The sequence below is a fragment of the Vreelandella janggokensis genome, from assembly GCF_031451615.1.
GTDB lineage: Bacteria > Pseudomonadota > Gammaproteobacteria > Pseudomonadales > Halomonadaceae > Vreelandella > Vreelandella janggokensis.
In genome coordinates, this window is record NZ_JARWAJ010000008.1 from 59036 (window position 1) to 83998 (window position 24963).

23 protein-coding genes and 1 pseudogene are annotated in these 24963 nt (G+C 57.1%); 3 read left to right on the forward strand and 21 right to left on the reverse strand.

Features of this window, described 5'->3' with window-relative positions:
* Window positions 1-27: 27 nt before the first annotated feature.
* The 4 genes from QC816_RS17635 to QC816_RS17650 all read right to left on the reverse strand — a co-directional run bounded on the left by QC816_RS17635 (window position 28) and on the right by QC816_RS17650 (window position 6468).
* Window positions 28-1725: a flagellin N-terminal helical domain-containing protein gene (locus QC816_RS17635; protein ID WP_309783730.1), complete on the reverse strand. Its 1698-nt coding sequence runs from the start codon at window positions 1723-1725 to the stop codon at window positions 28-30.
* A 239-nt stretch (window positions 1726-1964) separates the two neighbouring features.
* Window positions 1965-3368 (reverse strand): flagellar filament capping protein FliD, encoded by a 1404-nt coding sequence (gene fliD / locus QC816_RS17640; protein ID WP_309783732.1) that lies wholly within the window; start codon window positions 3366-3368, stop codon window positions 1965-1967.
* Window positions 3369-3581: 213 nt separating this feature from the next.
* The gene (fliD, locus tag QC816_RS17645) at window positions 3582-4946 is read right to left on the reverse strand and encodes a flagellar filament capping protein FliD (RefSeq protein ID WP_309783733.1); all 1365 of its coding nucleotides are present in this window, start codon (window positions 4944-4946) and stop codon (window positions 3582-3584) included.
* Between the two features lie 205 nt (window positions 4947-5151).
* Window positions 5152-6468, reverse strand: coding sequence for a UDP-glucose dehydrogenase family protein (locus QC816_RS17650; protein ID WP_309783736.1), 1317 nt, complete (start codon window positions 6466-6468; stop codon window positions 5152-5154).
* 225 nt (window positions 6469-6693) lie between these two features.
* On the opposite strand from QC816_RS17650, the gene QC816_RS17655 reads away from it, so the two are divergent.
* Complete coding sequence (locus tag QC816_RS17655; protein WP_085919947.1) at window positions 6694-6999, forward strand: hypothetical protein; 306 nt, start codon at window positions 6694-6696, stop codon at window positions 6997-6999.
* A gap of 277 nt (window positions 7000-7276) precedes the next feature.
* Window positions 7277-8302 carry a serine hydrolase domain-containing protein gene (locus QC816_RS17660; RefSeq protein ID WP_309783739.1) on the forward strand — a complete coding sequence of 342 codons (1026 nt, stop codon included), beginning with the start codon at window positions 7277-7279 and terminating at the stop codon, window positions 8300-8302.
* 5 nt (window positions 8303-8307) lie between these two features.
* Here QC816_RS17660 and QC816_RS17665 read toward each other — a convergent pair whose 3' ends face one another.
* The 15 genes from QC816_RS17665 to QC816_RS17735 form a co-directional block, all read right to left on the reverse strand.
* The gene (locus QC816_RS17665) at window positions 8308-8865 is read right to left on the reverse strand and encodes a YqhA family protein (RefSeq protein WP_085919949.1); all 558 of its coding nucleotides are present in this window, start codon (window positions 8863-8865) and stop codon (window positions 8308-8310) included.
* 28 nt (window positions 8866-8893) lie between these two features.
* Complete coding sequence (locus QC816_RS17670; protein WP_085919950.1) at window positions 8894-9487, reverse strand: exopolysaccharide biosynthesis protein; 594 nt, start codon at window positions 9485-9487, stop codon at window positions 8894-8896.
* Window positions 9480-9944, reverse strand: coding sequence for a tellurite resistance TerB family protein (locus QC816_RS17675; RefSeq protein WP_085919951.1), 465 nt, complete (start codon window positions 9942-9944; stop codon window positions 9480-9482). The genes QC816_RS17670 and QC816_RS17675 overlap by 8 nt, the downstream gene beginning before the upstream one ends.
* 36 nt (window positions 9945-9980) lie before the next feature.
* Window positions 9981-10985, reverse strand: coding sequence for a nucleoid-associated protein (locus QC816_RS17680; protein ID WP_085919952.1), 1005 nt, complete (start codon window positions 10983-10985; stop codon window positions 9981-9983).
* Window positions 10986-11019: 34 nt separating this feature from the next.
* Complete coding sequence (locus QC816_RS17685) at window positions 11020-11781, reverse strand: ABC transporter permease (protein ID WP_066316609.1); 762 nt, start codon at window positions 11779-11781, stop codon at window positions 11020-11022.
* Complete coding sequence (locus QC816_RS17690) at window positions 11778-12713, reverse strand: ABC transporter ATP-binding protein (RefSeq protein ID WP_264824818.1); 936 nt, start codon at window positions 12711-12713, stop codon at window positions 11778-11780. The genes QC816_RS17685 and QC816_RS17690 overlap by 4 nt, the downstream gene beginning before the upstream one ends.
* An 89-nt stretch (window positions 12714-12802) precedes the next feature.
* Complete coding sequence (locus tag QC816_RS17695) at window positions 12803-13900, reverse strand: serine hydrolase (RefSeq protein WP_309783743.1); 1098 nt, start codon at window positions 13898-13900, stop codon at window positions 12803-12805.
* Between the two features lie 26 nt (window positions 13901-13926).
* Window positions 13927-15042, reverse strand: coding sequence for an OpgC domain-containing protein (gene opgC, locus QC816_RS17700; RefSeq protein WP_309783745.1), 1116 nt, complete (start codon window positions 15040-15042; stop codon window positions 13927-13929).
* A 212-nt stretch (window positions 15043-15254) separates the two neighbouring features.
* Window positions 15255-15542 (reverse strand): hypothetical protein, encoded by a 288-nt coding sequence (locus QC816_RS17705; protein ID WP_085919956.1) that lies wholly within the window; start codon window positions 15540-15542, stop codon window positions 15255-15257.
* A 280-nt stretch (window positions 15543-15822) separates the two neighbouring features.
* On the reverse strand, window positions 15823-16593 hold the full coding sequence (locus QC816_RS17710; protein ID WP_085919957.1) for an SDR family NAD(P)-dependent oxidoreductase: 771 nt from the start codon (window positions 16591-16593) through the stop codon (window positions 15823-15825).
* Between the two features lie 50 nt (window positions 16594-16643).
* Complete coding sequence (locus tag QC816_RS17715) at window positions 16644-17807, reverse strand: Gfo/Idh/MocA family protein (protein ID WP_309783747.1); 1164 nt, start codon at window positions 17805-17807, stop codon at window positions 16644-16646.
* Between the two features lie 43 nt (window positions 17808-17850).
* Entirely contained in the window at window positions 17851-18903 is a 1053-nt protein-coding gene (locus QC816_RS17720) for a sugar phosphate isomerase/epimerase family protein (RefSeq protein WP_085919959.1), read from the reverse strand.
* 84 nt (window positions 18904-18987) lie between these two features.
* Window positions 18988-19953: an ABC transporter substrate-binding protein gene (locus tag QC816_RS17725; RefSeq protein WP_085919960.1), complete on the reverse strand. Its 966-nt coding sequence runs from the start codon at window positions 19951-19953 to the stop codon at window positions 18988-18990.
* A 94-nt stretch (window positions 19954-20047) separates the two neighbouring features.
* The gene (locus QC816_RS17730; RefSeq protein WP_264824814.1) at window positions 20048-21010 is read right to left on the reverse strand and encodes an ABC transporter permease; all 963 of its coding nucleotides are present in this window, start codon (window positions 21008-21010) and stop codon (window positions 20048-20050) included.
* Between the two features lie 28 nt (window positions 21011-21038).
* Window positions 21039-22550: a sugar ABC transporter ATP-binding protein gene (locus tag QC816_RS17735; RefSeq protein WP_309783752.1), complete on the reverse strand. Its 1512-nt coding sequence runs from the start codon at window positions 22548-22550 to the stop codon at window positions 21039-21041.
* Between the two features lie 200 nt (window positions 22551-22750).
* Between QC816_RS17735 and QC816_RS17740 the strand changes: the two genes are divergently transcribed.
* On the forward strand, window positions 22751-23962 hold the full coding sequence (locus tag QC816_RS17740) for an ROK family protein (RefSeq protein WP_309783754.1): 1212 nt from the start codon (window positions 22751-22753) through the stop codon (window positions 23960-23962).
* Between the two features lie 6 nt (window positions 23963-23968).
* On the opposite strand, the gene QC816_RS17745 is transcribed toward QC816_RS17740, so the two are convergent.
* Both QC816_RS17745 and QC816_RS17750 read right to left on the reverse strand, forming a co-directional pair.
* Window positions 23969-24745 carry an SDR family oxidoreductase gene (locus QC816_RS17745; RefSeq protein ID WP_309783756.1) on the reverse strand — a complete coding sequence of 259 codons (777 nt, stop codon included), beginning with the start codon at window positions 24743-24745 and terminating at the stop codon, window positions 23969-23971.
* 31 nt (window positions 24746-24776) lie between these two features.
* A pseudogene (locus tag QC816_RS17750) lies at window positions 24777-24963 on the reverse strand (dihydroxy-acid dehydratase); the annotation flags it as partial.

The following is a 24963-nucleotide window of genomic DNA, read 5'->3' on the forward strand; positions in this document are numbered from 1 at the left end:
TTAGCTGCTTCTATGATTGGGCGTAAATTAGCCCAGCAGAGACAGAACGTTCTGCGGCAGCTGGTTCGCCTGTGCAAGAACGGACGTACCGGCCTGCTGCAGGATCTGGTTCTTAGTCATGTCGGCTACTTCAGTTGCGTAATCGGCATCTTCGATGCGCGAACGGGCAGCAGAAAGGTTGGTCTGGTTGGTGCTTAAGTTGGTGATAGCAGACTCAAAGCGGTTCTGCACAGCACCCAACTCGGAACGCAAGCTGTCTACTTGAGACAAGGCAGCGTCCAATGTGGCCAGCGGATCTTCTGTTTTGTTACTACCAGAAGTGGCTTCCAGTGACAGAGCACCATTGTCGTTTACATAGATCTCGTTGGCAGCGCCATCGGTGATCTTGCCATTGTCGTTGGCGTAGACATTCGATTCCTGTGTGGCAGAAAGGCTAAAGTCACCTTCAAAACCAGAAGTGTATGTCGCAGCGCCAAGAGCACCATTCTGCCCATCTTTTACAACATCAGCAGTTGTAATGTTGTACTCAGTGTTAGCTCCAGCAGTACCGGCACCATCTAAATCAAAATCGTAATCGTTAGTAGCATCGGAATTGATTTGGTTTAGTAGATCTTCTTTAGCGATAGTTTCATTAGAAGTATCAATATTTCCAGCTGTAGCACCGGCAGAGTAAACCGTTCCTTCTTGATTTGTAATGCTCGCTGTGCCGGTAGCTGCACCAAGCTCTGTAACCAAGTCATCGATAGTTGCTTGTGATCCACCAGCACTGGTCTCACTTAAATCTTTCGAGCCACTGGTGCCAGTAAGATAGAGATTTTCACCGGTTTCAGCATTGGTCAATGTGCCAGAAGACGAAATATCGACCTTAGTTTCTGCACCACCCAGGTTAACGGTTACGGTATTTGTCTCGCCAGCGCCAGGTGTCAAACCAAGATCAGAATCGAATTTGGTTAGCGCTACATCTGTTTGATCGAAAGAGAAAGTATTAGTTGCTTCATCCAAAGTATATGCAATCGTTCCATCACCGGCAGCAGCAGGATCTCGCGTAATGACAGCATCGTCTTGCAGATTCTCGAACAAATCACCAGCAGTGGTTGCTTCATTGAACGTGGCATTTTTGTAAACGCCATTGCCCTGATCAACAAAACCTGCAGCTGCTAGGTCTTGAGTTGATGCTGTGCTATTCGGCGTGCCGCTTTCGTTGACGTTGAAGCCTTGCAGGCCCAGCGTCTCGGCATTGATTTGCTTCAGGTTGACTTCGATTGTCTGACCGTCGTCAGCACCTACCTGAATTTTCAGACCGCTGTCACTCGCCAACACCTTGGTGCCGTTGAAATCGGTTTCAGAAGAAATACGATCAATTTCAGACAGACGCTGATTGATTTCGTCCTGGATAGAGTCCAAGTCATCAGACGAGTTTGTACCGTTTTGCGCTTGAACGGACAGCTCACGGATACGCTGCAGGTTGTCGTTTACCTGATCCAAACCACCTTCAGCGGTCTGGGAAACCGAGATACCGTCGTTGGCGTTACGTTGCGCCTGACCCAGACCGGTGATCTGTGAAGACATACGGTTGGCGATCGCCTGACCAGCGGCATCATCCTTGGCACTGTTGATACGCAGGCCAGAGCTCAAACGCTCCATGGAAGTTTGCAGAGCATTCTGCGATTCACGCAGGTTCTGCTGACCGATCATCGAGGTAATGTTGGTATTGATCACTGACATGGTGTGATTCTCCTTGCTTGGACACTGGCCTAGAAGGCCCGCTTTTCGGCCACTGTGTGTGCCGTTATTTTAATTAACGGCGCGGCGGGGAGAACCTTTAGGGCTAATGCTAAAAAAATCCCGAAATACGTCAGAAAAATGTTAACAAACGTAAGCGTGGCGCTTGCTGCCATATTGAGACGCAAACAGGGCCTTTCGGCCCTGCGGGTAACGCCTTTGCTGAATAGCTAGTGCAGGGATTAGTCTCGGCCTAGCTGAGCGTCCAGGGCGTCAAACTGTTGCGTCAGATAGGAACTGGTACTGTTCATCTGCGCGATCATGGCATCCAACTGGCCGAACTGGGTACGGTAGCGGGAAATGGTGCGCTCAATGGAGCTTTCCATGCGCTCGTAGCGCTCACCGAGGCTATCGATGCGGTTTTCTGCACCACTAATGGCATTGCCTAGGGTGCCAGTTTTACTCATCAACTGCTCAAGCGTGGTGCTCAGGCTACTGGCCAGACCTTGAGAGGCATCATTGCCTTCCACACCAGTAAAGAAATCTCTCAATGCATCGGGGCTATTTTTAGCCAAATCGCTGACAGCGGCGTCATCCATTTCTAGCGTGCCATCGCGCTGTAGGCTAATGCTCAACTGGCTGAGCGTGGCAAGCTCACCTCCTGCCACACCGCTGGTCAAAACGCTGCGTAGTCGACCTTCAATGGTGCGAACGGTGCTGTCGCCGACCAGCTCAGCCGCCTCGCCCGACTCGTTATCGAACTTCGTCACGGTGCCGATAGTGTTTTTTACTTCGTTGAAAGCTTCGACGAAGTCGCCAATGGCTTCGCGTACTTTGAGAGTGTTGCGTTCGACATTGACCGTGCTGCTGGCGGTTTCTCCTTCGCCCAGGCTTAACTCGCCGAGATTAAGGGTTACACCTTGAATGGCCTCTTCAATCGTGTTGCTGGCACTGGTGATGGTGATGCCGTTAACATCCAGCGAGGCATTTTGCCCGGCGCGCGCAGCCTCAGCGCCTAACGGCTGTGTGGTCGCATTGGCTCCATCCGCTTTCAAGAAGCTAAACCCACTCACCGAGGCATCCAGCCCCGTCTCTTTTGAGCTAAGCGCCAACCGGTAGCCGTCACCGTCGAAAATCACGCTGGCGCTGACACCGGCATTTTCGTGGGCGTTGATTGCATCGCGAATATCTTCGAGGCTGCTGTCCGCGGCCACGTCGATATTGACGCTATTCTGACCGGTAAAAGCGAGGCGCAGTTGGGTGGCATCACCCATATCAAGCGGGTCGTCGCTTTCTGTGCCTTCATCAAGTCGCTGTGACGCTAGCGTACCCGCCGTGGCCAGCGCGGTCACTTCCACTCGATAGCTGCCGGGTAACGCATCGGCATCGGTCGTCGCGGAAATCTCATCACCACGCACATTGGCGGAAAGGCTCTGATAGAGCTTAGGATCGTTCAGCGCATCAACCGCATCCTGGAATTTATCCATGGACGATTGAATTTTGCCATAAGCGGAAATCTTGGCTTCCTGCTGCTCCTGCTGACGGGTGATCGGTGCGAGTTTGCCGCGTTCGGCATCCTGTAATTGATCCAGCAGCCCATTAAGGTCGAGGCCTGAGCCAATACCTAGAGAGGTAATCGTTGCCATACTGGGAGTCCTCAGTAAAAGGCTAAACCTATCCACTGCACTGCGGGCCACTCACGCCACGTCAACGCAAAATTTTAATAAAAATATTATCGGTCAAAGTGAGCGCAACTTTAGCGCTTTTTTATTGGTTTAGATATTTATGGTGGTTTCAACTAACAAAAAAACCTGCACGAAGCAGGTTTTTTAAACGTAACTCGCTGTATTGAAGGCGTGTTAGCGACCCAACTGAGCATCCAGTGAATCAAACTGCTGAGTCAAGTAGTTACTCGTCTGGTTCATTTCGGCGATCATGCCGTCTAATTGGCCGAATTGGGTACGGTAGCGATCGATGGTCTGGCTTATGGACTGCTCCATGCTGGTGTAGCGATCACCCAGTGATTCGATACGGCTTTCACTGCCGCTGATCGCGCCAGTAACGGTACCATTGGTACTCAGCATCTGGTCCACGGCGGTATTCACCTGACCCGCCAGACCAGGATTATCGCCACTCCCCGCGAAGAATTCAGATAGAGCCTGCTGGTCGTTGGCGACGACGTCATTTAGCTTGTCGTTATCCAGCGAGAGTGTACCGTCAACCTCAAGCGAAATGCCGACCTGGCTAAGCATTGAGAAGCCATCGCCCTCTTGCGCCACACCGCCACTCAGCACGCTGCGCATGCGAGACTCAACGGTACGAACCGTGCTGTCACCATTGAGTGGTCCAGCCTGCCCGGTCTCCTGGTTGAAGTTGGTCAGCTCGCCTGTTGACTCTTTCAGCGCGTTATACGAATCGACAAACGACGTGACGGCTTCACGCACGGCAAGAGTGTCCTGCTCTACCGCAACGGTGCTATCGCCCTCGCTTTGCAGGTTCAGCGTAACGCCTTGAATCGCACCCTCGACCTGATTGGTCGGGCTGGTGATATCGATGCCGTTGACGTTTAAAGCAGCGTCGGTGCCATCCTGCAATGTATTTGCTGTATCAGCAGCGAACGGGGCGGCATCGCTAAACGAGAAGTTACTGATAGATGCATCCGCACCGGTTTCTCGTGAGCTTAGTGCCAACCGATCTTGGGTGCCATCGTTGATGATAGTGGCATTGACCCCGGCGTTTTCATCCGCGTTGATGGCATCGCGGATATCTTCCAGAGAACTGTCGGCGGCGATGGTCACGGTTGACGTAGAGGGTGTGGTCGCTTCATCACCCTCACCAAAGTTGAAGGTCATGATTTGTTCATTGGCCGTCCGCGTACCTTCTGGGACTCCCACCGACGCCAGAGTCCCACGGGTAGCCATGGTATCCACGGTAATGTTGTAACTGCCGGGCATGGCAGTTTCATCGGCGGCAGCGCCCACTGATTCGCCACTGACATTGGTCGACAGGCTCTCAAAGAGGGAACCGTCAGCAAGTACACTCGCCGAGTCCTGGAACTCGGAAAGCGCACTCTCCAACTGCCCATAGGCCGATATTTTGGTATTTTCGGTTTCTACTTGTTGCTCAATCGGGGCAAGCTTTTCGCGTTCAGCGTCTTCAAGCTGATCGAGCAAGCCGTTCAGGTCCAACCCTGACCCTATACCGAGAGAAGAAATAGCACCCATACGCTAACCGCCTTTTTTGAAACGAGTGAAGCAACCGCCTTAATTAACGCCCATCCACTACACCTTACTGGGCTACCGTGTTGCTAACGTTAAATATGTTTATTTCATTGCTGATTACTTAGTGACTCGGCTTATAAAGAACAACCTTGAACATTCTAGCCAATTTTTAAGTACCAAAATGTAACCAAGCGTGTGCGAGTGCACGCTATCGCCCGACCCCCAGATACGTAAGCCCCGCTGCCTGGGCGGCGCTTGGTGTAAACAGGTTGCGTCCATCGACCACCACTTTATCGTTTAGCTGGCTGGCCAGCCATTCCAGATCGACGCTGCGAAATGCTTTCCATTCGGTACAGATCACCAGGGCATCAGCCCCTTTGACTGCCTGAATGCGGTCGCCGGCGAGCAGCAGATCGTCGCGGTCGCCGTAAAGGCGGCGGCATTCGGCCATGGCCTCGGGATCAAAGGCCTGCACCTTGGCGCCCGCCTGCCAGACCGCTTCCATCAACGTGCGGCTGGGGGCTTCGCGCATGTCGTCGGTGTCGGGCTTGAAGGCCAGCCCCCACACGGCAATGGTTTTACCCGTCACATTACCCAGCGCTGATTGCAGTTTGGTGAATAGGGTTTGCTTTTGCTGGGCGTTAACCGTTTCCACTGCATTGAGTAGCGCGGGGGTGTAGCCCAGTTGCAGCGCGATGCGCTCAAGGGCCTGCACATCCTTGGGAAAGCATGAGCCGCCGTAGCCACAGCCGGGGTAAATAAAGTGGTAGCCAATGCGCGGGTCGCTGCCGATGCCTCGGCGCACGTCTTCAATATCCACGTCGAGACGTTCGGCAAGGTTGGCCATTTCATTCATGAAGCTGATCTTGGTGGCCAGCATGGCGTTGGCGGCGTATTTGGTGAGTTCTGCCGCGCGCACGCTCATGAACATCAATTTTTCGTGGTTACGGTTATAGGGGGCGTAGCATTCGTGCATGCGGGCTTTGACGCGCTCGCTTTCAGTCCCGACGATAATTCGTGCGCCGCGGGTAAAGTCCTCAATTGCAGCGCCTTCTTTCATGAATTCAGGGTTGGAACACACATCAAACGGCACATCGACGCCACGGGCAGCGAGGGTTTCGCTGATCGCTGCATGCACCTTCTCGGCGGTACCTACCGGCACGGTGGATTTGTCGATCACCAGTTTGTAATCGTTCATGTGCTCGCCGATGGTGCGCGCGACGTCCAACACGTAGCGGAGGTCGGCACTGCCGTCTTCATCCGGTGGGGTGCCCACAGCGATAAACACCAGCTCACCATCGCGCACGGCTTGCTCGGCGTTGGTGGTAAAGCTGAGCCGCCCGGCGTCAACATTGTGCGCCACGATATTGCTGAGACCCGGCTCGAAGATGGGCACTTCACCGGCATTTAACTGGGCGATCCGCTCGGCGTTGACGTCCATGCAGGTGACCTGATGGCCGACATCGGCCAGGCAGGCGCCTGCGACTAATCCTACGTAACCGGTTCCAAAAACACTGATATGCATGCCGTGTTAACTCACTCATCAATACGGGTGGCGAAATTTATGACGAGCTTATCACGTCATTTGGACATTGATGACGGGGCGTGGCAGGAAAAACATGGGATAGACGTTGGTCTAATATCGACTTTCGTTTATAATGCACTGCAACACCTCGGCATTGAGCACATAGCATTACGCATGCGTTTTCAGACGCTCAGTGCTGCCCGGCTAACGTATCAGGAGAAGGAAATGCCCAACGACATGTCCACCGCCAGTCACGTTCAGCGCAGTTTACGCCAGTGTTTGGCCGTCGTGGCAGAGCTGCTTTACGACAACGGGCATGTATTGGAAACCATCACCCTGACCAAACGCGGCCTGAGCAGCAAAGAATTGAAGTTGCTCAACCAGAGCGCGCCGGACTGGGCCACCTGCCAGCAGGTGCTGGAAACCAGCCAAGCGGCCACCCGCAATGAGCAGGGTCGGTTTGTGTTGACCCCCATGGGTCGCGAGCTGATGTTTGATATGTTCGGGGAAGGCGCAGCGGACTGTGCCTAGCCCCTGACACTAACGTCGTTTTTAGCGGATACCTAGAAACGACAGGATAAACAGCACGACCACGACCAGCCCGATGATATAGATAATGTTTCTCATAGATGCACTCCTTGCGAATTGCGTGGTTAAAAACGCAATTTGTTGTTGACCTATGTAGCCTAGCAACCCTTCCCAGATTTTGCGTATTCAAGACGTTTGTTGCCCCCTCAGTTAACAAGACTGACTGGAACCCTTACACCGCTGTGGGTTCAAACAGGTTCCTGTTTGTTGAGAGTTTGCCATGCGCTTGTTGATGTCCGCCGCTTTTTTCGCTGCCACGCTGTTCTCCTCCGCCATTAGTGCCCAACCGACGTCTCCCTCACCGCCCAAGGCTGATGCGCTCAGCAACCTGAGCGACGACGCCCGCGGTTACTCACGCTTGCACAGCATCGTGGTGGCCCATCAGGGTCGGATCATTCACGAGCACCACCAGGGCGGCCCGGGGGTTGATGCGCCCGCGAACATCAAGTCACTCTCGAAAACCGTACTGGCGGCGCTGGTGGGAGCTGCTATCGAAGAGGGTATTATCGAATCCACCGATCAGACGCTGGTGTCGCTGCTCGGCAACCGCGTGCCTGAAGGGGCGGACCCCGAGGTTGCCGATATCACGGTGAGTCATTTGCTGTCTTTACAGGCAGGGCTTGAGCGCACATCCGGCCAGAATTACGGCGCCTGGGTGGCCAGCCCCAACTGGGTGGAAGATGCGCTGACACGACCGTTTGTCGACCGACCCGGCGGTCGCATGCTGTATTCCACGGGTTCCAGTCATTTGCTGTCTGCCGCACTGACGTACTCCAGCGGCGAGTCCACCTACACACTGGCCCAGCGGTTGCTGGCAGAGCCACTGAATATTGCCATCCCCCCCTGGCTGCAGGACCCTCAGGGGATCTACTTCGGCGGTAACGATATGCAGCTCTCGCCGCGTGCGCTGGTGCACATTGGCGAGCTGTATCGCAACGACGGTGTCGTCGTTGATGGCAACGGCAACGAACAGCGTGTGCTGCCGGAAGGCTGGGTCGCGCGCTCCTGGACGCCGCGGGGCACTTCTCGCTGGACGGGCGACGGTTACGGCTATGGCTGGTTTATCACGCAGTTGGGCGGCGAAGACGTTTACTACGGGCGCGGCTTCGGCGGCCAGGCGCTGTTTGTGGTCCCCGAGCGGGCGTTAACCATCGCCATGACCGCTGACCCAACGCCGCCCTCGCCCGGCGGGCAGTTTCAGGAACGCCTGAATGCCATGGTTGCGAATCTCTTAACGTACGAGTAAACCGGCTATTCCTTTTTGTGTCCCAGGCTCATCAGGTAGAGCGCAGCGGCCAGGGCGAGAACCGAAAGCGCCAGGTAGATCGCTTCCAGCGGGGTAGCGAAGCGGATATCCACCACCGCACGGAAGAACTCGATAATCACCGCGAGAATCACCACGCGGGCGATTTTATCCTTGAGCTGATCGAGCGAGGCGACGTTGAAAGGATGATGAGGATAGCGCGCTTCCGCCTGGTCAATACGTGATACAAACAGCCGGTAGATGCCCAACCCGAATATCATCAGCACGATGGCGATCAAATAGATATCCACGGCGATAATGATATCGGGCACCAGGCTTTCGTGGATATCGACGCTACTGTCCACGAAATAGTAGTGTAGCGTGCGCATCACGACCTTGAAGATATCGACTGTGCCCACCACGAACAGCATGACCGCACCGATCAGACTGGGCACCACGGCCAGCATGACCAGAAACCGCGAGTTCCATAGTGCGGTTTCGACTCGCCGCTCCCAGCGACCTTGCTGTTCGGGCGGTTTGGGGGGCGTCGGCGGCGTATCGATCATGGTCGGTTCCTTGTTGTTAGCGCAAAAATTAAAGCAGACCAACGAGAATGAGTGTGCAGGTGATGCCAAACAGCGCAAACCCCAGCACCAATGCAGCACCATCCCGCGCGACTAACCCGAGGCCCAGCAACGACAGCGCCAGCCCGGCGCCGTTGGCAGAAAAGGGAATAAACTCCATGGGGGGCATAGCCAGAGCAATCAAAAGGCACACAAAGGCCGTCACGCGGATGCCAATATAGCCGGTTAACCACGGCAGACGAATCCGCAGCAACCCATCAATCCAGCGAGCGGGCTTTTTTAGATAATAAATGCCTTTATCGAACTTATGGCGTGAAATCGAGCGCTTGAGCATCCAGTTGGGTAGCCAGAAGGTCTCTCGCCCGGCCAGCAACTGCCCCGATACCAGCAGCACCAGCAGCGCCATCAATGTGGGCATGCCGGGAATATCGCCAATAATCGGTGCCAGCGTGATCAGCCCCGTCACCAATAACAAGGGACCAAAGGAACGCCGCCCCACGGCATGCACCACATCGTCAACGCTGACTCGCTGAGCGTCCTGCTCCATGCGCTCCAACGACGCAATTAGATCCATTAAAGTCGAGCCTTCGCGACGATCATCCATTCTGGTTTATACGCTCTTCGGTTAATAGTTTGGTGCGAATAAAATCGCTGTGGCTGACGTGAAGCAGATCCGCCAGGCGCCGAATACGGTGTTCTTCCAGGGCATCGACGCTGCCGTCGGCCCAGGCCAGTTGCCACATCAACGCCACCAGCTCGCAGCGTTGTTCATAGTCGTAGTGATCCTTGATCAGGCTGACAAACTGGTAGTGGTCGACCGCGTCTTCCACTTCGTCCTGCGCCAGCGCCATCAGCTCGTCAACATCGGCTTCACTGAGCTGGTAGCGCTGAAGCAGCATACGACGTAACGCCTCAAGCTCGGCGTCGCTTGTATCGTAGTCGGCCCGGGCGATTTCAAACAGCAACGCGGCCGAAGCCAGTTCGAGCGTGATGGTCCGGTTATCGCGCTGCTCGGGTTGCACAAGCGTACGCTGAAAAAACTCTTGGATGGTGTCCAGCATGGGGGTCTCCTATGCACGCAAGACGCTGCAAGCGCCTTACGACTGCTTGGTCAGTTGCTCTTTTAACTGTTTGGGGACCTGCTTGATGATCAGCCGGTCCTGAGTGGCGTCGTATTCAATGCTCGAGCCGAGCAGGTGCGAGTCAAAACTGATCGAGACGCCGCCCGCCCGTCCGGTAAAGCGCCGGAATTGATTGATCGTGCGCTTGTCCGGGGGAATTTCCGGCGACAGGCCATAATCGGCATTGCGAATGTGCTCGTAGAAGGCCTTGGGCTGTTTTTCGTCGACCAGCGCTGAGAGTTCGTCGAGCGTCATGGGTTCCCCACGGCTCATCTGATCGTTGGCGTAATCCACCAGGGTGTCCGTTTTTTCCCGGCTGGCCTCATCATCGAAGTCTTCTTTCTCGACATAGTCGCTGAAGGCTTTGAGCAGCGTGCGGGTTTCCTCCGGGGCATCAATGCCTTCTTCCATACCCAGCAAGGCCATCATCCCCTCACCCAGTTTCTTGCCACCGCGATCTTTGAGAAACGACACGTACTGGGCATCCGGCGAATCGCTCTGCCATTGGCTGAGGTTGATCCTAGCGGCCAGGGTCAGCTGACGGGTGTTGAGCTGGGCGGCGGGCACCGCCTGGTGCGAGTCATCGATGCCAATGCCCTCGCGCTGGTGGGCAAGCCCCATGAAAAGCGTTTCGGTATCGCCCTGGCGCTGATGGCTGATCACCAGGTAACCACTGACTGAAAGTTGCTCTTGCAAGGTGTTGACGAGTCGCTCGGCCAACGCAGTGGCAAGCTCGGCAAAGCGCTGCTCACCGGCGAGGTAGTCTTTCAGCCACACCGATAACGGCCCGGCGCGCTCGCCCTCTTCGGCAAACCGGCCCCAGCCTTTGGGCTTGGTGTTGTAGGTGTCGTTGAGCGCACTGACCAGGCTTTCCATGACCGGTTCGGCGCTGTCGGCCTCAACCGGGGCGGCGGTCAGCGTCAGGCGCTCGCCGTCAAGCGTCGGGTCCAGGCGATGGACGATACTGTGCAGAAGTGGCATAAGACGTGTGGCGCTCCCTTGCTAGGGTTTAAGGCTAGGGTTTGAGACGGTAGCCGGTGCGGAAAATCCAGCCGATGGTGGCTAAACAGACCGCCAGGAACAGGCAGATCATGATAACGCTGGCCGCCAGACTGACGTCGCTGATGCCGTAAAAGCTCCAGCGAAAACCACTGACCAGATACACCACCGGGTTGAGCAGGGTGACGCCCTGCCAGAACGGCGGCAACATGTCGATGGAGTAGAAACTGCCGCCCAGAAAGGTCAGCGGGGTAATCACCAACAGCGGCACAAGCTGTAAGCGGTCGAAGCCCTCAGCCCAGATGCCGATGATAAAGCCCAGCAGGCTGAAGGTAACCGCGGTCAGCACTAGAAAGGTCAGCATCCAGAAGGGATGCGCGACTTCCAGGGGTACAAAAAACCCGGAAGTGGCAAGAATAATCAGCCCCAGCAGAATCGATTTGGACGCCGCCGCCCCCACGTAGCCCATGACAATCTCCAGGTACGAGATGGGTGCCGAAAGCAGCTCGTAAATGCTACCGGAAAACTTGGGAAAGAAGATCCCGAACGAGGCGTTTGACACGCTCTGGGTCAGCAACATCAGCATGATCAGCCCCGGCACGATAAAGGCGCCGTAGCTGATGCCATCAATCTCGCTGATGCGCGAGCCAATCGCCGCGCCGAACACCACAAAATAGAGCGACGTCGAGATCACCGGCGAGACAATGCTTTGCAGCAGGGTGCGCCGGGTGCGCGCCATTTCGGCCATGTAGATGGCGCGAACAGGGTAGAGATTCATACGCGCTCCTTAACCAGGTCAACGAAAATATCTTCCAGCGAGCTTTGCCGGGTATGCAGGTCCTTGAAGGTAACACCTTCGCGTTCAAGGTCGGTGAGCAGCGCAGGAATACCGTGGCCGTCCTCTTCCTGGTGGCCATCGTAGGTATAGACCAGCTCATTGCCTTCGGCCGTCAAGCTGAGCTCCGGGCGGTCGAGGGCGGGCGGCAGGGTTTCAAGCGGCTCGTTGAGGTACAGCGTCAGCTGCTTGCTGCCCAGCTTGCTCATCAGCGCGTGCTTGTCTTCGACCAGCACGATTTCGCCGTTGTTGATCACGCCAATGCGGTCGGCCATTTCTTCGGCTTCTTCAATATAATGGGTGGTCAAAATGATGGTCACACCGTTATCGCGCAGCTCGCGCACCACCTGCCACATCTCGCGGCGCAGCTCGACGTCGACACCAGCTGTCGGCTCGTCGAGGAACAGGATACGTGGCTCATGGGACAGCGCCTTGGCGATCAGCACGCGGCGTTTCATGCCGCCGGACAGCGTGATGAGGCGGTTATTGCGCTTATCCCACAGCGCCAGCGACTTGAGCACGCTTTCGATATGCGCCGGGTTAGGTGCCTTGCCGAACAGGCCACGGCTGAAGCTGACCGTGTTCCAGACGGTTTCAAACGCCTCGTTGGTGAGCTCCTGGGGGACCAGGCCAATGCGCTCGCGGGCCTGGCGGTAGTCGGCGACGTTGTCGAAGCCGTCCACCAGCACCTGGCCTTCGCTGGGGTTGACCAGGCCACATACCACACTGATCAGCGTGGTTTTGCCCGCCCCATTGGGGCCCAGCAGGGCAAAAATCTCGCCGCGCTGGATCTGTAAATCGACACGGCTGAGCGCTTGAAAACCGCCCCGGTAGGTTTTGTTCAGACCTCGGATTTCGATAATGGCATCGTTCAAGGCAGGCTCCTGACAAAGCGGCTGAAGTGAGCCGCTGATAGCGAATGGCGCGGGCGATAGTTTAGCACGGGCAGTAAACAAACGGCTGGCTACCAGGGTGTGCCCAATGCACCGCTGCGTCGCAGGGCTAATCCGACGCCTGCTAGCGCGCGCTCGTGTTCACTGACCGCGTCGGGCCCCTGGGTGCAGGTAACCACTGCCCAGGCAGCATTGGGCATGTCATTTCTCTCCACCAGCCCGGCATCGCAGCTGCGCCGGTCCTGGGTGCCGGTTTTATGCGCAAAGCTCACCCAGTCACCCAACCCTTGCTTTAACCGCGCTTCCCCGGAGGTGGTGTTGGCCATCAGGGCAAGCAACTCATCACGAGGCGTACCCTGGAGGTCGGGCATGGTGCCAAGGTACAGCGTTGCCAGTACGTCGCCAACGGCGCGCAAGGTACCGACGTTTTCGCCGCTGGCGTGGTAGGCGTCAAAGGCTTGATGGTAATCAGGTTGATTAAGCGCTTGGGGTGAAACGCCAAGCCGCTGCGCCAGTGCGCGGGAGCGCTGATTTACCGGCGACTGACGGAGACTTATAAAGTCCATGCCGCCAAGCTCACGCGCCCCGGGATGGAGCTCACCGTAGACACCCTGACGTACGCTCACCAGCTTGGAGATTGGCCCCAGCGCGTCGGGGTCACCACCGTTGGCCGCCACCATGGACTGGGCGCGATGATTGACGTTATCCAGGCCAACGCGGTCAATCAGCATGTCCGTGGCGGTATTATCGCTCACGGTAATCATGTGCTCCAGCAAGTACCCCACCGAGATGGGCGTGCCGGGGTCGTGCCAGTTGGTGGGCCCAGCGCCATCCACGTAATCGCTTTGGTTCAGTGTGAGACGCTCGCGGGTCGGTATACGCTCACCCAAGACTTCCGCCGCGACCGGAATCTTGATCAGTGACGCGAGGTACCAGGGCTGATCAGCCTGCCAGCGGTAGGCCTCACCGCTGGAAAGGTCTTGCACGTAGACACCAATATCACCGGCGAAACGTTCTTCCAATACGCTCATGCGCGCATCAAGGTCGCTTTGCCAGCCGCTACGTTTATCCACCTCATGGTACCAATGCGCGTCGTATGCTTCCGCTTGAGCGGGTTGTACAAACAGCAGCGCTACCGCCACAAGTCCGTGCTGCATCCAGTGTCGCAAACCATTTCTCCCCGTTTTCTTGGCGTTTAACGATGCTGAGCCATCCAGCGGGTCAGCCAAATCCACGCCGCCGTGCCAAGAATTAACAGCCCGCCAATCCCAAGCGCCTGTGGATAGCTGTAGTCGCCCTCGCCCTCCAACAGGAAGCGCAGCACCAGGAAAATCATCACGATATGGAAAATAAACGACTTGAGTGCATCTGAGCCGACCAGGGTAAGGGGCTTAAGCACCCTGGCCGCCTGGGTGCCACCTGCCAGGGCCAGGGCGAACAACACCAGCGCGCCGCCCAGGCTAAATAGCATAAAGGCCATCCCGGGCGGATGTTTACCCTCGTTATTGGCGACCCCCAACATGGCGGCGTAAACGTCACCGCCGACAAGCGCCAGGCCATAAAACCCGGCGATCATTAGGGCGCCCAGACCGAGCAAGGTGAGCGTGAGGCGACGTTTCAGCAATTGGTCGCCCGAACAGCGCAGCAGCGCTTCGCCCAATAACAGCCCAAGCAAAATAAGCGGCGCCCGGCTAATCTGGCCCCAGGCGTAGTGATCTTCATGGTCCACCAGCAGCGCCTTGAGGATGTCGTTCCCGCCAAACGAAAACCCTTGTAGCCAGGCGGCCAGGGCGGTGAGCAGTGCTATGACGATCAGCCGCCCCCACAGCGGGGCGCGCGCCCACAACGGCAGGATCAACGGCACCCAGAGCAAGGCGATGGCATAGAAGCCGAGGATTTCCACCCAGATGCCAAAACGACCGTAGAGCAGCGCGTCGACGATCTCGCTAGGCGTATTGAACGGCAGCATTTCGATGATCAACAGCGCCTTGTACCAGAACCAGACTTCCATCGCGCGCAGCCAGAGTTTCAGGCGGCGTTTAGGCCAGTCGTGGCGATCAACATGGGTAAGAAACGCCACCGCCAGGGCGACGCCAAACACCAGAATAAACAGCGACGAGGAAAACTTGGTGAGGAAGTGAATCGGCACCATGCCCCAGTCAGGCACATTGCGGATGCCCACTAATCCGCTGACGGTGTGACTGACGATCATCAGTCCAATGGCGATACCACGGGCTAGATCAATCGCTTCAATGCGGCCGTCCGCTTTGGGTAGATGGGGCGTTTCGTTCCAGGCAATCGCCATCGGCATGTCCTTATTTCCTGTGCTGATCCTTTTCAGTCAATAAGTTAATACCGCATTTGGGATCGATTATGAACCCGATGTTTGCTTGCAGGTTCAACGCTTTCGATTGCAGCGTAAGCGGAGCACCGACTCATCGCACACGCGAAGTGCCCCGCCAGAAGCGGGGCACTTGAAACTCAACATTGAATTTGAGGCGTTAAGCAACTGGCATAAAGGGATTACCAGTCAGAATCTTCTTCAGAATCGGAACCAGCGTCCTCCTCTTCTGTTGTTTCCCAATCTTCCTGCTCTTCTTCCTCTTCCTCATAAGTGGTGGTGTCTTGACCTTCCTCTTCAGAATCGAAGGAGTTCATTGAACCTTGGCCTTCATCCTCCATCGTTTCTTCCTGCGGTGCAGGGTCTTGCTCGTCTTCTTCATGCATGTCAGCAAAGGCTAGCGGGCTGGCCATCAGACCGAAAGATACACCGAGGATGCCTAGCTTCTTGAGAGATTCCGTTTTCATCATGATACTGCCTCCTGTTTGGCTTCACTTTCTGATAAGAACGTTAGGCCTTCCTGCCTGTCCGTTCTTACCTAGATATTTGCAGCCAGCATGCCAGGGCTTTATATAAATAAAACAACCAATAAAAATCAAATAGATATAAAAACAATCATCATTCCAACAGCGGTTAATTTGACGTCTTTAACCGCTTGATGGCTGTTTAACGCTGGCACATGCGCCCAACAGGCTCTGCCATGAGAACTGGATCAAGAGGTTATACACATTGCCTACGCCGCCTCCTTACCTAGCCCCAACCGGCATCCACCGACAGTTCCTGGCCGGTCATGGCCTGACTTTCGGCACTGGCTAAAAACAGGGCGGTGGGCGCTATATGCTGAGGTTCAAGTCGCAGTTTGAGACACTGACGGGCTTGAATGGCGGCTTCGTCATCGGGGCCAATCCATTTCTCGAGCTGTCGTTCAGTCATGACCGCGCCGGGCACCAGCGTATTGACGCGGATATTATACTGCCCCAGGTCCCGAGCCAGGCTGCGTGTCAAACCGTGAATCGCCGCTTTGGCGGTGACGTAAAGGGGCAGACCGCCCAACGCCATTCGCACACTGACCGAGCCAAAGTTGATGATCGAGCCGCCGCCTGCTTGTATCATCTGCTCGGCGGCCGCCTGGGCGGCGAAGAACATCGGCCGCAGGTTAAGCGACATACGCTCATCCCAGTAGGCAACATCGACTTCCCGCCAGGAATGTCGATCGTCGTTGGCAGCATTGTTCACAAGCGTATGGATCGGCCCGACGTTTTGGCCGGTCGCGTGTATCACCTGCTTGAGGCTTGCCACATCGCGGATGTCGCAGTGGTGGTAGCGCGGCGCGGCACCAGTCTCTGCGCGGAGTTCATCGACCAGCGCTTCGCTGGCGGTGTCATTGATATCGACCAACACCACCCGCGCGCCCTGATGATGAAACGCGCGGGTAAGCGAAGCCCCGATGCCGCTGCCGCCCCCGGTAATAAAGACCACCCGCTGTTCTAGGCTCGCATAACGTGCTGATTGTTGGTTCATATCGATTCCTACGCCGCTTTATTGTTATTCAAGAACCCCATCTGCCTCGACTAAACGTCTACCCATTGACCACCAGCGGCGGACGAGGCCAATGCGCGGGTGATAAACGTCAGGCCATCAACACCATCAGCCACACCCGGCGTTGGCACAGCAAGTGCATTGGCACTTGAGCCCTTTTGACGCGCGTGGATCTGCACCGCGAAATCGCTGTATAACTGCGCAAAGGCTTCGAGATAGCCTTCCGGATGCCCCGGTGGGATGCGTGCCGCCGCCTGGGCAGCTTCACACAAGCCTGGGCCGTTGCGGGTCAAGATACGTGGGGGCTCGCCCAACGGCGAATGCACGAGCTGATTGGGATTTTCCTGGCGCCACTCAAGGCCGCCCTGACTGCCGTAAACGCGCAGTTGCAGGCCATTTTCATTACCCGCCGCTACCTGGCTCGACCACAGCATGCCCCGGGCACCGCCCTTGAAACGCAGCAACATATGCACGTTGTCATCCAGCGCCCGCCCCTCAACAAAGGTGTGCATATCGGCGGCAAGTGATTCCAGTTGCAATCCGGTCACGTAGCGCGCCAGGTGGTAGGCGTGAGTGCCAATATCGCCCAAACAGCCCGCCGGGCCGCTGCGCTTGGGGTCGGTGCGCCACTCGGCCTGCTTCACACCGCTATCTTCCAGGCGTGTGGAAAGCCAGTCCTGCGGGTATTCCACCTGCACCACGCGCAGGTCCCCGAGTTCTCCGTTTGCCACCATTTCTCGCGCCTGGCGAACCAGCGAGTAGCCGGAGTAGTTATGGGTCAAGCCGAAAAACAGCCCGGTGCGCTCCACCAGCTCGGCGAGAGTTTGGGCCTCTTCCAACGTGATCGTCATCGGCTTGTCGCAGATCACGTGAAAGCCCGCTTCAAGAAAGGTGCGCGCCACATCAAAGTGCATGTGGTTGGGCGTCACGATGGCGACCACGTCAATGGCGTCCGACCGCTTTCGCTCTGCTTCAACCATGGATTGATAGTCGGGGTAGGCGCGGTCATCGGCCACGTGCAGTTCCGCCGCAGCGGCGCGGCTACGCTCAGGGTCAGAGGCAAAGGCCCCGGCCACCAGCTCGTAGTGGTCATCCAGCCGGGCGGCAATGCGGTGTACGCCGCCAATAAACGCGCCCTGGCCACCGCCGACCATGCCCAGGCGTAGCCGACGCGGCGTGTCGTGTTGATTACTCATGGCGTATTGCCCTCCACTTTCGTTCATTAACTGAGGCACGTCATTAAAGACCCAGGATGCGCCGATTGGCGGCCTCGTCGGAGCCGCCGTCGGCGAAGTCATCAAACGCCCGCTCGGTGACCTCGATGATGTGGTCGCGGATAAAGGTCGCGCCTTCACGTGCACCGACTTCCGGGTGCTTCAAGCAGCACTCCCACTCCAGGACCGCCCAGCCGTGATAGTCGTTGGCCGCCATCCACGAGAAGATCGACTTGAAGTCGATCTGGCCGTCACCCAGAGAGCGGAAGCGACCCGCGCGCTCCGTCCACGACTGATAGCCTGAATAAACGCCCTGCTTGGGGCTGGGGTTAAACTCGGCGTCCTTAACGTGAAACATCTGAATGTGGTCGCGGTACACATCCAGAAAACCGCGATAGTCCAGCTGCTGCAGGATCAGGTGGCTGGGGTCGTAAAGAATATGGCAGCGGGGGTGATTGCCGACCCGCTCAAGGAACATCTCGAAGGTGATGCCGTCGTGGAGGTCTTCACCCGGGTGAATCTCGTAGCAGAGGTTGACCCCCGCTTCGTCGAAGGCGTCCAGAATCGGTCGCCAGCGGTTGGCGAGCTCGTCAAACGCACTTTCGACCAGCCCCGCCGGGCGCTGGGGCCAGGGGTAGATAAACGGCCACGCCAGGGACCCGGAAAAGGTGCCGTGGTCGGTGAGGCCGAGGTTTTGCGAGGCCTTGGCAGCCAGCTTGAGCTGATCCACCGCCCATTCCTGCCGCGCCTTGGGATTACCGCGCACTTCGGGGGCCGCAAAGCCATCGAACATCTCATCGTAAACCGGATGCACGGCCACCAGTTGGCCCTGCAAGTGAGTAGAGAGTTCGGTGAGCGTCAAGCCGTGTTCTGCCAGGGTGCCCTTGATCTCATCGCAGTAGGTGCGGCTCTCGGCGGCACGTTTCAAATCGATCATGCGCGCATCCCAGCTGGGAATCTGCACGCCTTTATAGCCTAACCCCGCGGCCCAGGCGGCAATGCTGTCGAGGCTGTTAAACGGGGCGTCGTCACCGGCGAACTGGGCGAGAAAGAGCGCCGGTCCTTGTATGGTTTTCATAGGACTCTCTCAATAACGTATCAACGGGGTGAACATTAGCGCGGGTGAGCTGCTTTTTACCCGCGCCTTTGCGCATAAGCGAGATCAGAACGGAGAATCGGGGAAGTAGTACTGTTCGGCGTTCTCCTCGGTGATCAGCGGCGAGCCGAGGATGTACTCGCCCACCACCGGACCGTTGGAGACAAAGTGTTGAACCGTCAGGTCCATCGCCGTGGCGATCATGGCGGGTGGGTAGAGTACGTCTACCGGCACCAGCTCATCGCCTTCCATGACCCGTTTGATAATGTCCTTCATGCCCGCGCCGCCGACAATAAACAGCTCGTCCTCACGGTCCGCCTGGCGCACCGCTTCGATGACACCGAGAGCGATGTCGTCATCCTGGGCCCAAACGGCGTCGATGTTATCGAAACGCGATAGGTAGTCCTGCATGACCTCAAAGCCATCGTCACGATTCCAGTTGGCGTGCTGCATATCGAGAATATTGACGTCGGAGCCTTCGATGGCCTCCTGGAAGCCTTCTACACGCTGGTCGTCAATCACGGTCGGAATGCCACGCAACACGACAATATCGCCTTCACCATCCAGGCGCTCACGGATGTACTCGCCGGACACGCGGCCCAACTCGTGATTATTGCCCGCTACGTAGAGATCCTCGATGCCTTCCTGATTAAGCCCTCGGTCCACCACGGTAACGAACACGCCGGATTCTTTGACGCGGCGCACCGGGTCGGTCAGCGGACCCGACTCAAACGGCAGCACCACCAGCGCATCGATATTGCGCAGCGATACCAGGTCCTCCAGATCATTGGCTTGCTCACCCGGCGTGCTCGCCGTGGAGATGGTGATTTCAATATCCGGGTAGAGCGCCTCAAGGCGATTTTTCGCCTCCTCGGCGTGATAGTTGACCCCGCCCGTCCAGCCATGTGTCGCGGCGGGAATCGAGACCCCGATCGTATGTTCCTGGGCCACGGCAGCGCCGGAAAGCCCTATCGTTGAAGTGAGTGCAGCGGTGGTAACGAAGGTTGCCACTGCAGTCTTGATGGTTGGCATGGTGATACTCCTTTCGTGTTTGTACTTGTTATACGGTTGGAACCTTTGATGCAGCCATCGCTGCTATGAACTGGCGTTGCACTTCTTATGAGTTTTAGTGTCCGGGTTTCCTCCACGAAGCTCGCTGCAGGTAGACCGCCACGATAATGATGATCCCCTGCACCGTACCGTTGAGATAGTTGGAAATGGCGTCGGTCAGGTTGAGGATATTGCCAATCATGGTCAGCATGATGGCGCCTACCACGGTGCCCCAGATGCGCCCATGACCGCCCTTTAGCATGGTGCCGCCGATGATCACGGCGGCAATTGCCTCCAGCTCCCACAGCACCCCGGTAGCCCCTGACGCAGAGCCCAGTCGAGGCACATAGATAATCGTCGCCAACGCCACGCACACGCCTTGCAGCATGTAGGTCATGGTCTTGATGCGGTCGACGTGAATGGCACTGTACTCGGCGACTTTTTCATTGGAGCCGATAGCAAAGCAGTAGCGCCCGAAGCGCGTGTAGTTGAGCAGGATGTAGCCAATAATGGCGACAAACAGAAATACCCAAACGGGGATGGTGATACCCAAAAAGCTGCCGTAATACACCGGGCGATAGATATCGCGCACCGCCCAATCCAGGGTCAGGGTGCCGCCATCGGCGAGGTAAGTAACCAGCGAGCGGTAAATCCCCATGGTGCCGAGGGTGACGATAAAGGCTTCGATCCTGCCTTTGGTGGTCACCATGCCGTTGATAAAGCCAGCGCAGAGTCCCAACAACAGCGAGGCCCCCACGCCAAACAGCACGGTGGTGAGCCCTGCGCCAAACTGCTCGACCAGACTGTTCATTAGAATGATCATCACCCCGGCAATAAAGGCCGCCATCGACCCCACAGACAGATCCAGCCCGCCAGCGGTAATCACGAAGGTGGCGCCGATGGCAATAATGCCGATAAAGGCGCTGCGGGTGAGCATGTTTGAAAGGTTATCCAGCCCCAGAAACGCCGGGTTGATAAGCACGCCGAGCAGCCCAAGGGCCACCAGCGCTACAAAGGGCCCCCAGGTTTTCAGGTCCACAGAGCCCCCCTTCGATGCTGTCGTTTTATTAGGCATGACGCTGCTCATCGACCCCTACCCCCTTGATGCCGGATGCATACTGCATGATTTCTTGTTCGTTAATCTGTTCACCTTCAAGCACCCCGGTGAGCACGCCTGCGCACATCACCGCCACCCGGTGTGAAAGCCCGATCAACTCGCCCATCTCTGAGGAGATCAGGATGACCGAGCAGCCGGATTCGGTGAGCTCGCGAATAAAATGATAGATCTGGTGCTTGGTGCCGACATCGATACCACGCGTCGGCTCATTGATAACCACGATGTCAGGGTCGATGGACATCACCTTGGCAAGCAACAGCTTCTGCTGGTTGCCACCGGAAAGCTCGGCGGCGGTACGTGCCGCTGTACGCAGGCGGATATCAAAGCGCTGGATGGCCTGCTGGAAGGCCTGCTCTTCGCGGCGGCGGTCGATGAGTGGGTGGCAGTGAGCACGTAAATTGAGCAGGGTGACGTTGGAGCGCAGATCCATGTTGAGCACCAGGCCTTTGCCTTTGCGATCCTCCGTCAAATAGGCAATCCGCTGGTGCACCGCATCACGCAAATTTTTCAACACGACCGGCTGGCCGTTGCGCAGCACCTGCCCAGCACTTTTATCGCGCAGGCCCAGCACCGCTTCCATCAGCGCGGTGCGGCCAGCGCCCACGATGCCGCCAAACCCAAGTACTTCGCCACGGCGTAGGGTAAAGCTGGCCTGTTTCACAGCACCGGGCACCACGACGTCTCGCGCCTCAAGCACCACCGGCGCATCAGGCGGAATATCCGTACGCGGCGGATACATCTCGGTGATTTCCCGGCCCACCATCAGGCGAGCCAGTTCTTCCTTGCTGCGTCCGGCCATTGCACCACTATCCACCAGATGACCGTCGCGCAGCACCGTTACACGATCAGCGATCTGCTCGATTTCGCGCAGCTTATGGGAGATATACAGAATCGCCACACCCCGCTCACGCAGGCGGGCAATCAGCTCGAACAGTACGATTACTTCGTTTTCGGTCAGAGTGGCGGTGGGCTCATCCATGATCAGCACGCGCACATCGCGGGTTATCGCCTTGGCGATCTCGACCATCTGCTGATCGGAGGTGCTCAAGTCTTTCACTCTCGCGCGTGGATCAACGTCAGTCTCAAGTTCAGCCAACGCCTCTTTGCTGCGCTCTCGCATGGTGCGGCGATCAAGCAGTAACCCGCGGCGCAATTCGCGACCCAAAAAGATGTTTTCTTCCACACTAAGTTGTTCAGCCAGCGCCAGTTCCTGGTGGATCATGACCACACCATCGGCTTCTGCCTCGCCGCTTGAGCGGTAATGCCGCTGCTTGCCATCGAGAAACACCTCGCCCGAGGTAGGACGAAGATAACCGGCAAGGATTTTGACCAACGTCGATTTACCGGCGCCGTTCTCGCCCAGCAGCGCGTGCACTTCGCCCGCCTGGAGATCGAGATCAACGTCGAATAACACCTGATTTTCGCCAAAAGAGCGACAGACTTGCCGCGCCGATAAGAGCATGAGCCACCTGTTTATTGCTGTTGTTGTTATGCGTGCCGGTCTTGCCAATATTGCTTTTTACAGCATGCTGGCCTATTTACTTTAGGTACTAAAATAAATAACTGCATATGCAACTTAGGTCGCATTTTGGCCATCAGGCGAACACGCCAGGATGAGAACGTGAATCGACCTTCCCGTCCTGCTCAACAATGGCGATATTTATGGCCCTACCGTCCACTGATACCAGCCGCCACGATAATACCCTGGCGGTGATTCGAACCTTGCGCGACCGAGGGCCAGCCGCGCGTGTCGATCTGGGCACACTGAACGGGATTAGCTCCGCCACCGTGACCTCGATCAGCGCCGAGCTGCTTCAACAGGGCTTGATTACGGAAAGACCGCCCGAAGCACCGCGACCCAACGGCCGTGGACGGCCGAAAACCCTGATTGAACTCGCCCACGATGCCGCCTGCGTAGTGTGCATCAAGCTATCGATCAATGAGATCCAACTGGTAGTGGGTGACTTTGCGGGCCAGGTACGTCACAGCGAACACCACACGGTGTCCACCTTGATGCTCACCGCCGATAGCCTGGAAACACTGCTGGAAGAGAAAATCAGTGCGGTTTGCACCCAACAACTGGAAGGCTTCCAACGCCTGGCGGGTATCTGCCTGGCGGTGCAGGGCGTGGTGTCGTCGCAAAGCGGCACGGTTATCTGGTCGCCCGCCCTGAGCTTTCGTAACGCACCGCTATCGGCACGTTTAGCGGAGCGTTTTCACTGCGACGTGCTGCTGGAAAACGACGCCAACTGTATCGCCAGGGTGCTGGCAGCGCAGCCCGCCTATGCAGACTGCCCCAACCTGGTGGTCATCATGCTGGGTTACGGCATCGGCATGTCGGTGTTGATCAATGGCGTGCCGTTTCTGGGCGCCAATGGCTCAGCGGCCGAGTTTGGGCATAGTAAATACCAGCCCGACGGCGCCCTGTGTGCCTGTGGTCGACGCGGCTGTATCGAAGCCTACGCCAGTGACTACGCGCTCTATCGCGCCGCCGCCGAGCACCTGGAACTCCCCTCCGGCGATAGTGCACACCCCTCCGAACAGCAGATGCAGGCGCTAACCCAGTTGGCATTACAAGGTAACTCGGTAGCCAAGCGCATCTATACAGAAGCAGGCCAAGCGTTGGGCTATGGCATCGCCAATGTGCTGGCACTGTTCAACCCCGACCTGGTACTGATTACCGGTTCCGGGGTGCGCGGCTTTGATGCCATGCAAACCGCCATGCACAGCGCCATTGATGACGCCCTGGTGGCCGAACTAAGGGGCACTACCCGCATCGAAAGCTGCGCCTGGGATCGCGACATGACCTGCATGGGCGGCATCGCCATGACGCTGAACGCCACCGATAGCCAGACACTGCTGGCTAGCGGTTAATGGGCGTCAGTCGTGATAAACCACGCTGCGCCCTCCATCGATGGTCAAGCAGCTGGCGTTGATAAAAGGGGCTTCATCTGAGGCCAAGAAGACCACCGTCATGGCGACTTCTTCTGGTTTCCCGAGCCGCCTAGGCGGCAGTAGCGCTTCGATGCGAGCCTTCGCCGCTGCAGGGTCATCGAAGGTCTGCCAATGGGCCTCTACCGCCGGGGTGGCGATATAGCCCGGCGCAATGGCATTGACCCGCACGCCGCGTGGGGCGTATTCAATGCCGAGTGATCGGGTTAGACCAATCAAGCCGTGCTTGGCCACCGGGTAGGGGAAGCAGCCGGGAATAATTGAGAAGCTGTGGGTGGAGGCGACATTGATGATGGCACCGCCACCCTGCTCAATGAGGTCAGGCAGTACTGCCCGGCTGCAGTGCCATGCGCCTTCCAAATCCACTGATAAGCAGCGCTGCCAAGCTTCATCAGGCATGGCCAGTGGCTCATGGAAGACATTCATTCCTGCGTTATTAACCAGGGTGGTTAAAGGTCCAGAGAGCTTGCGGGACTTTGCTACGGCAGCTTCCACCGCATACCGGTCGCCAATATCAGCAACGACTGCTTGGGCCTGATGACCAGCGCTACGTAGCTGAGCAGCCAGCCGTTCCACGCTATCGCCGTCTCTATCCAGTAAGACGACCGTGGCACCCTCGCGAACACAGGCTTCGGCAATGGCTCGGCCGATACCGGTGGCCGCGCCCGTCACCAAAATATGCTTAGCGGCCAGTCTGGCGGACATGGCGTTTCCAGTACGGTTAATCTTCAGTGAATCAATGCGAGTGGCGCGGCACCTCAGCTCCCCGGCAACCGACCAGGAAGTCAAAGTCACAGCCTTCGTCCGCCTGGAGGACTCGCTCGATGTACAATTGCCGGTAGCCACCCTGGCTGGCAATCAGCGTCGAGGCCGCCGTAGGGTCGCTTTCGGCCAGGCGTGAGGCCAGCTCTTCGTCGCTGATG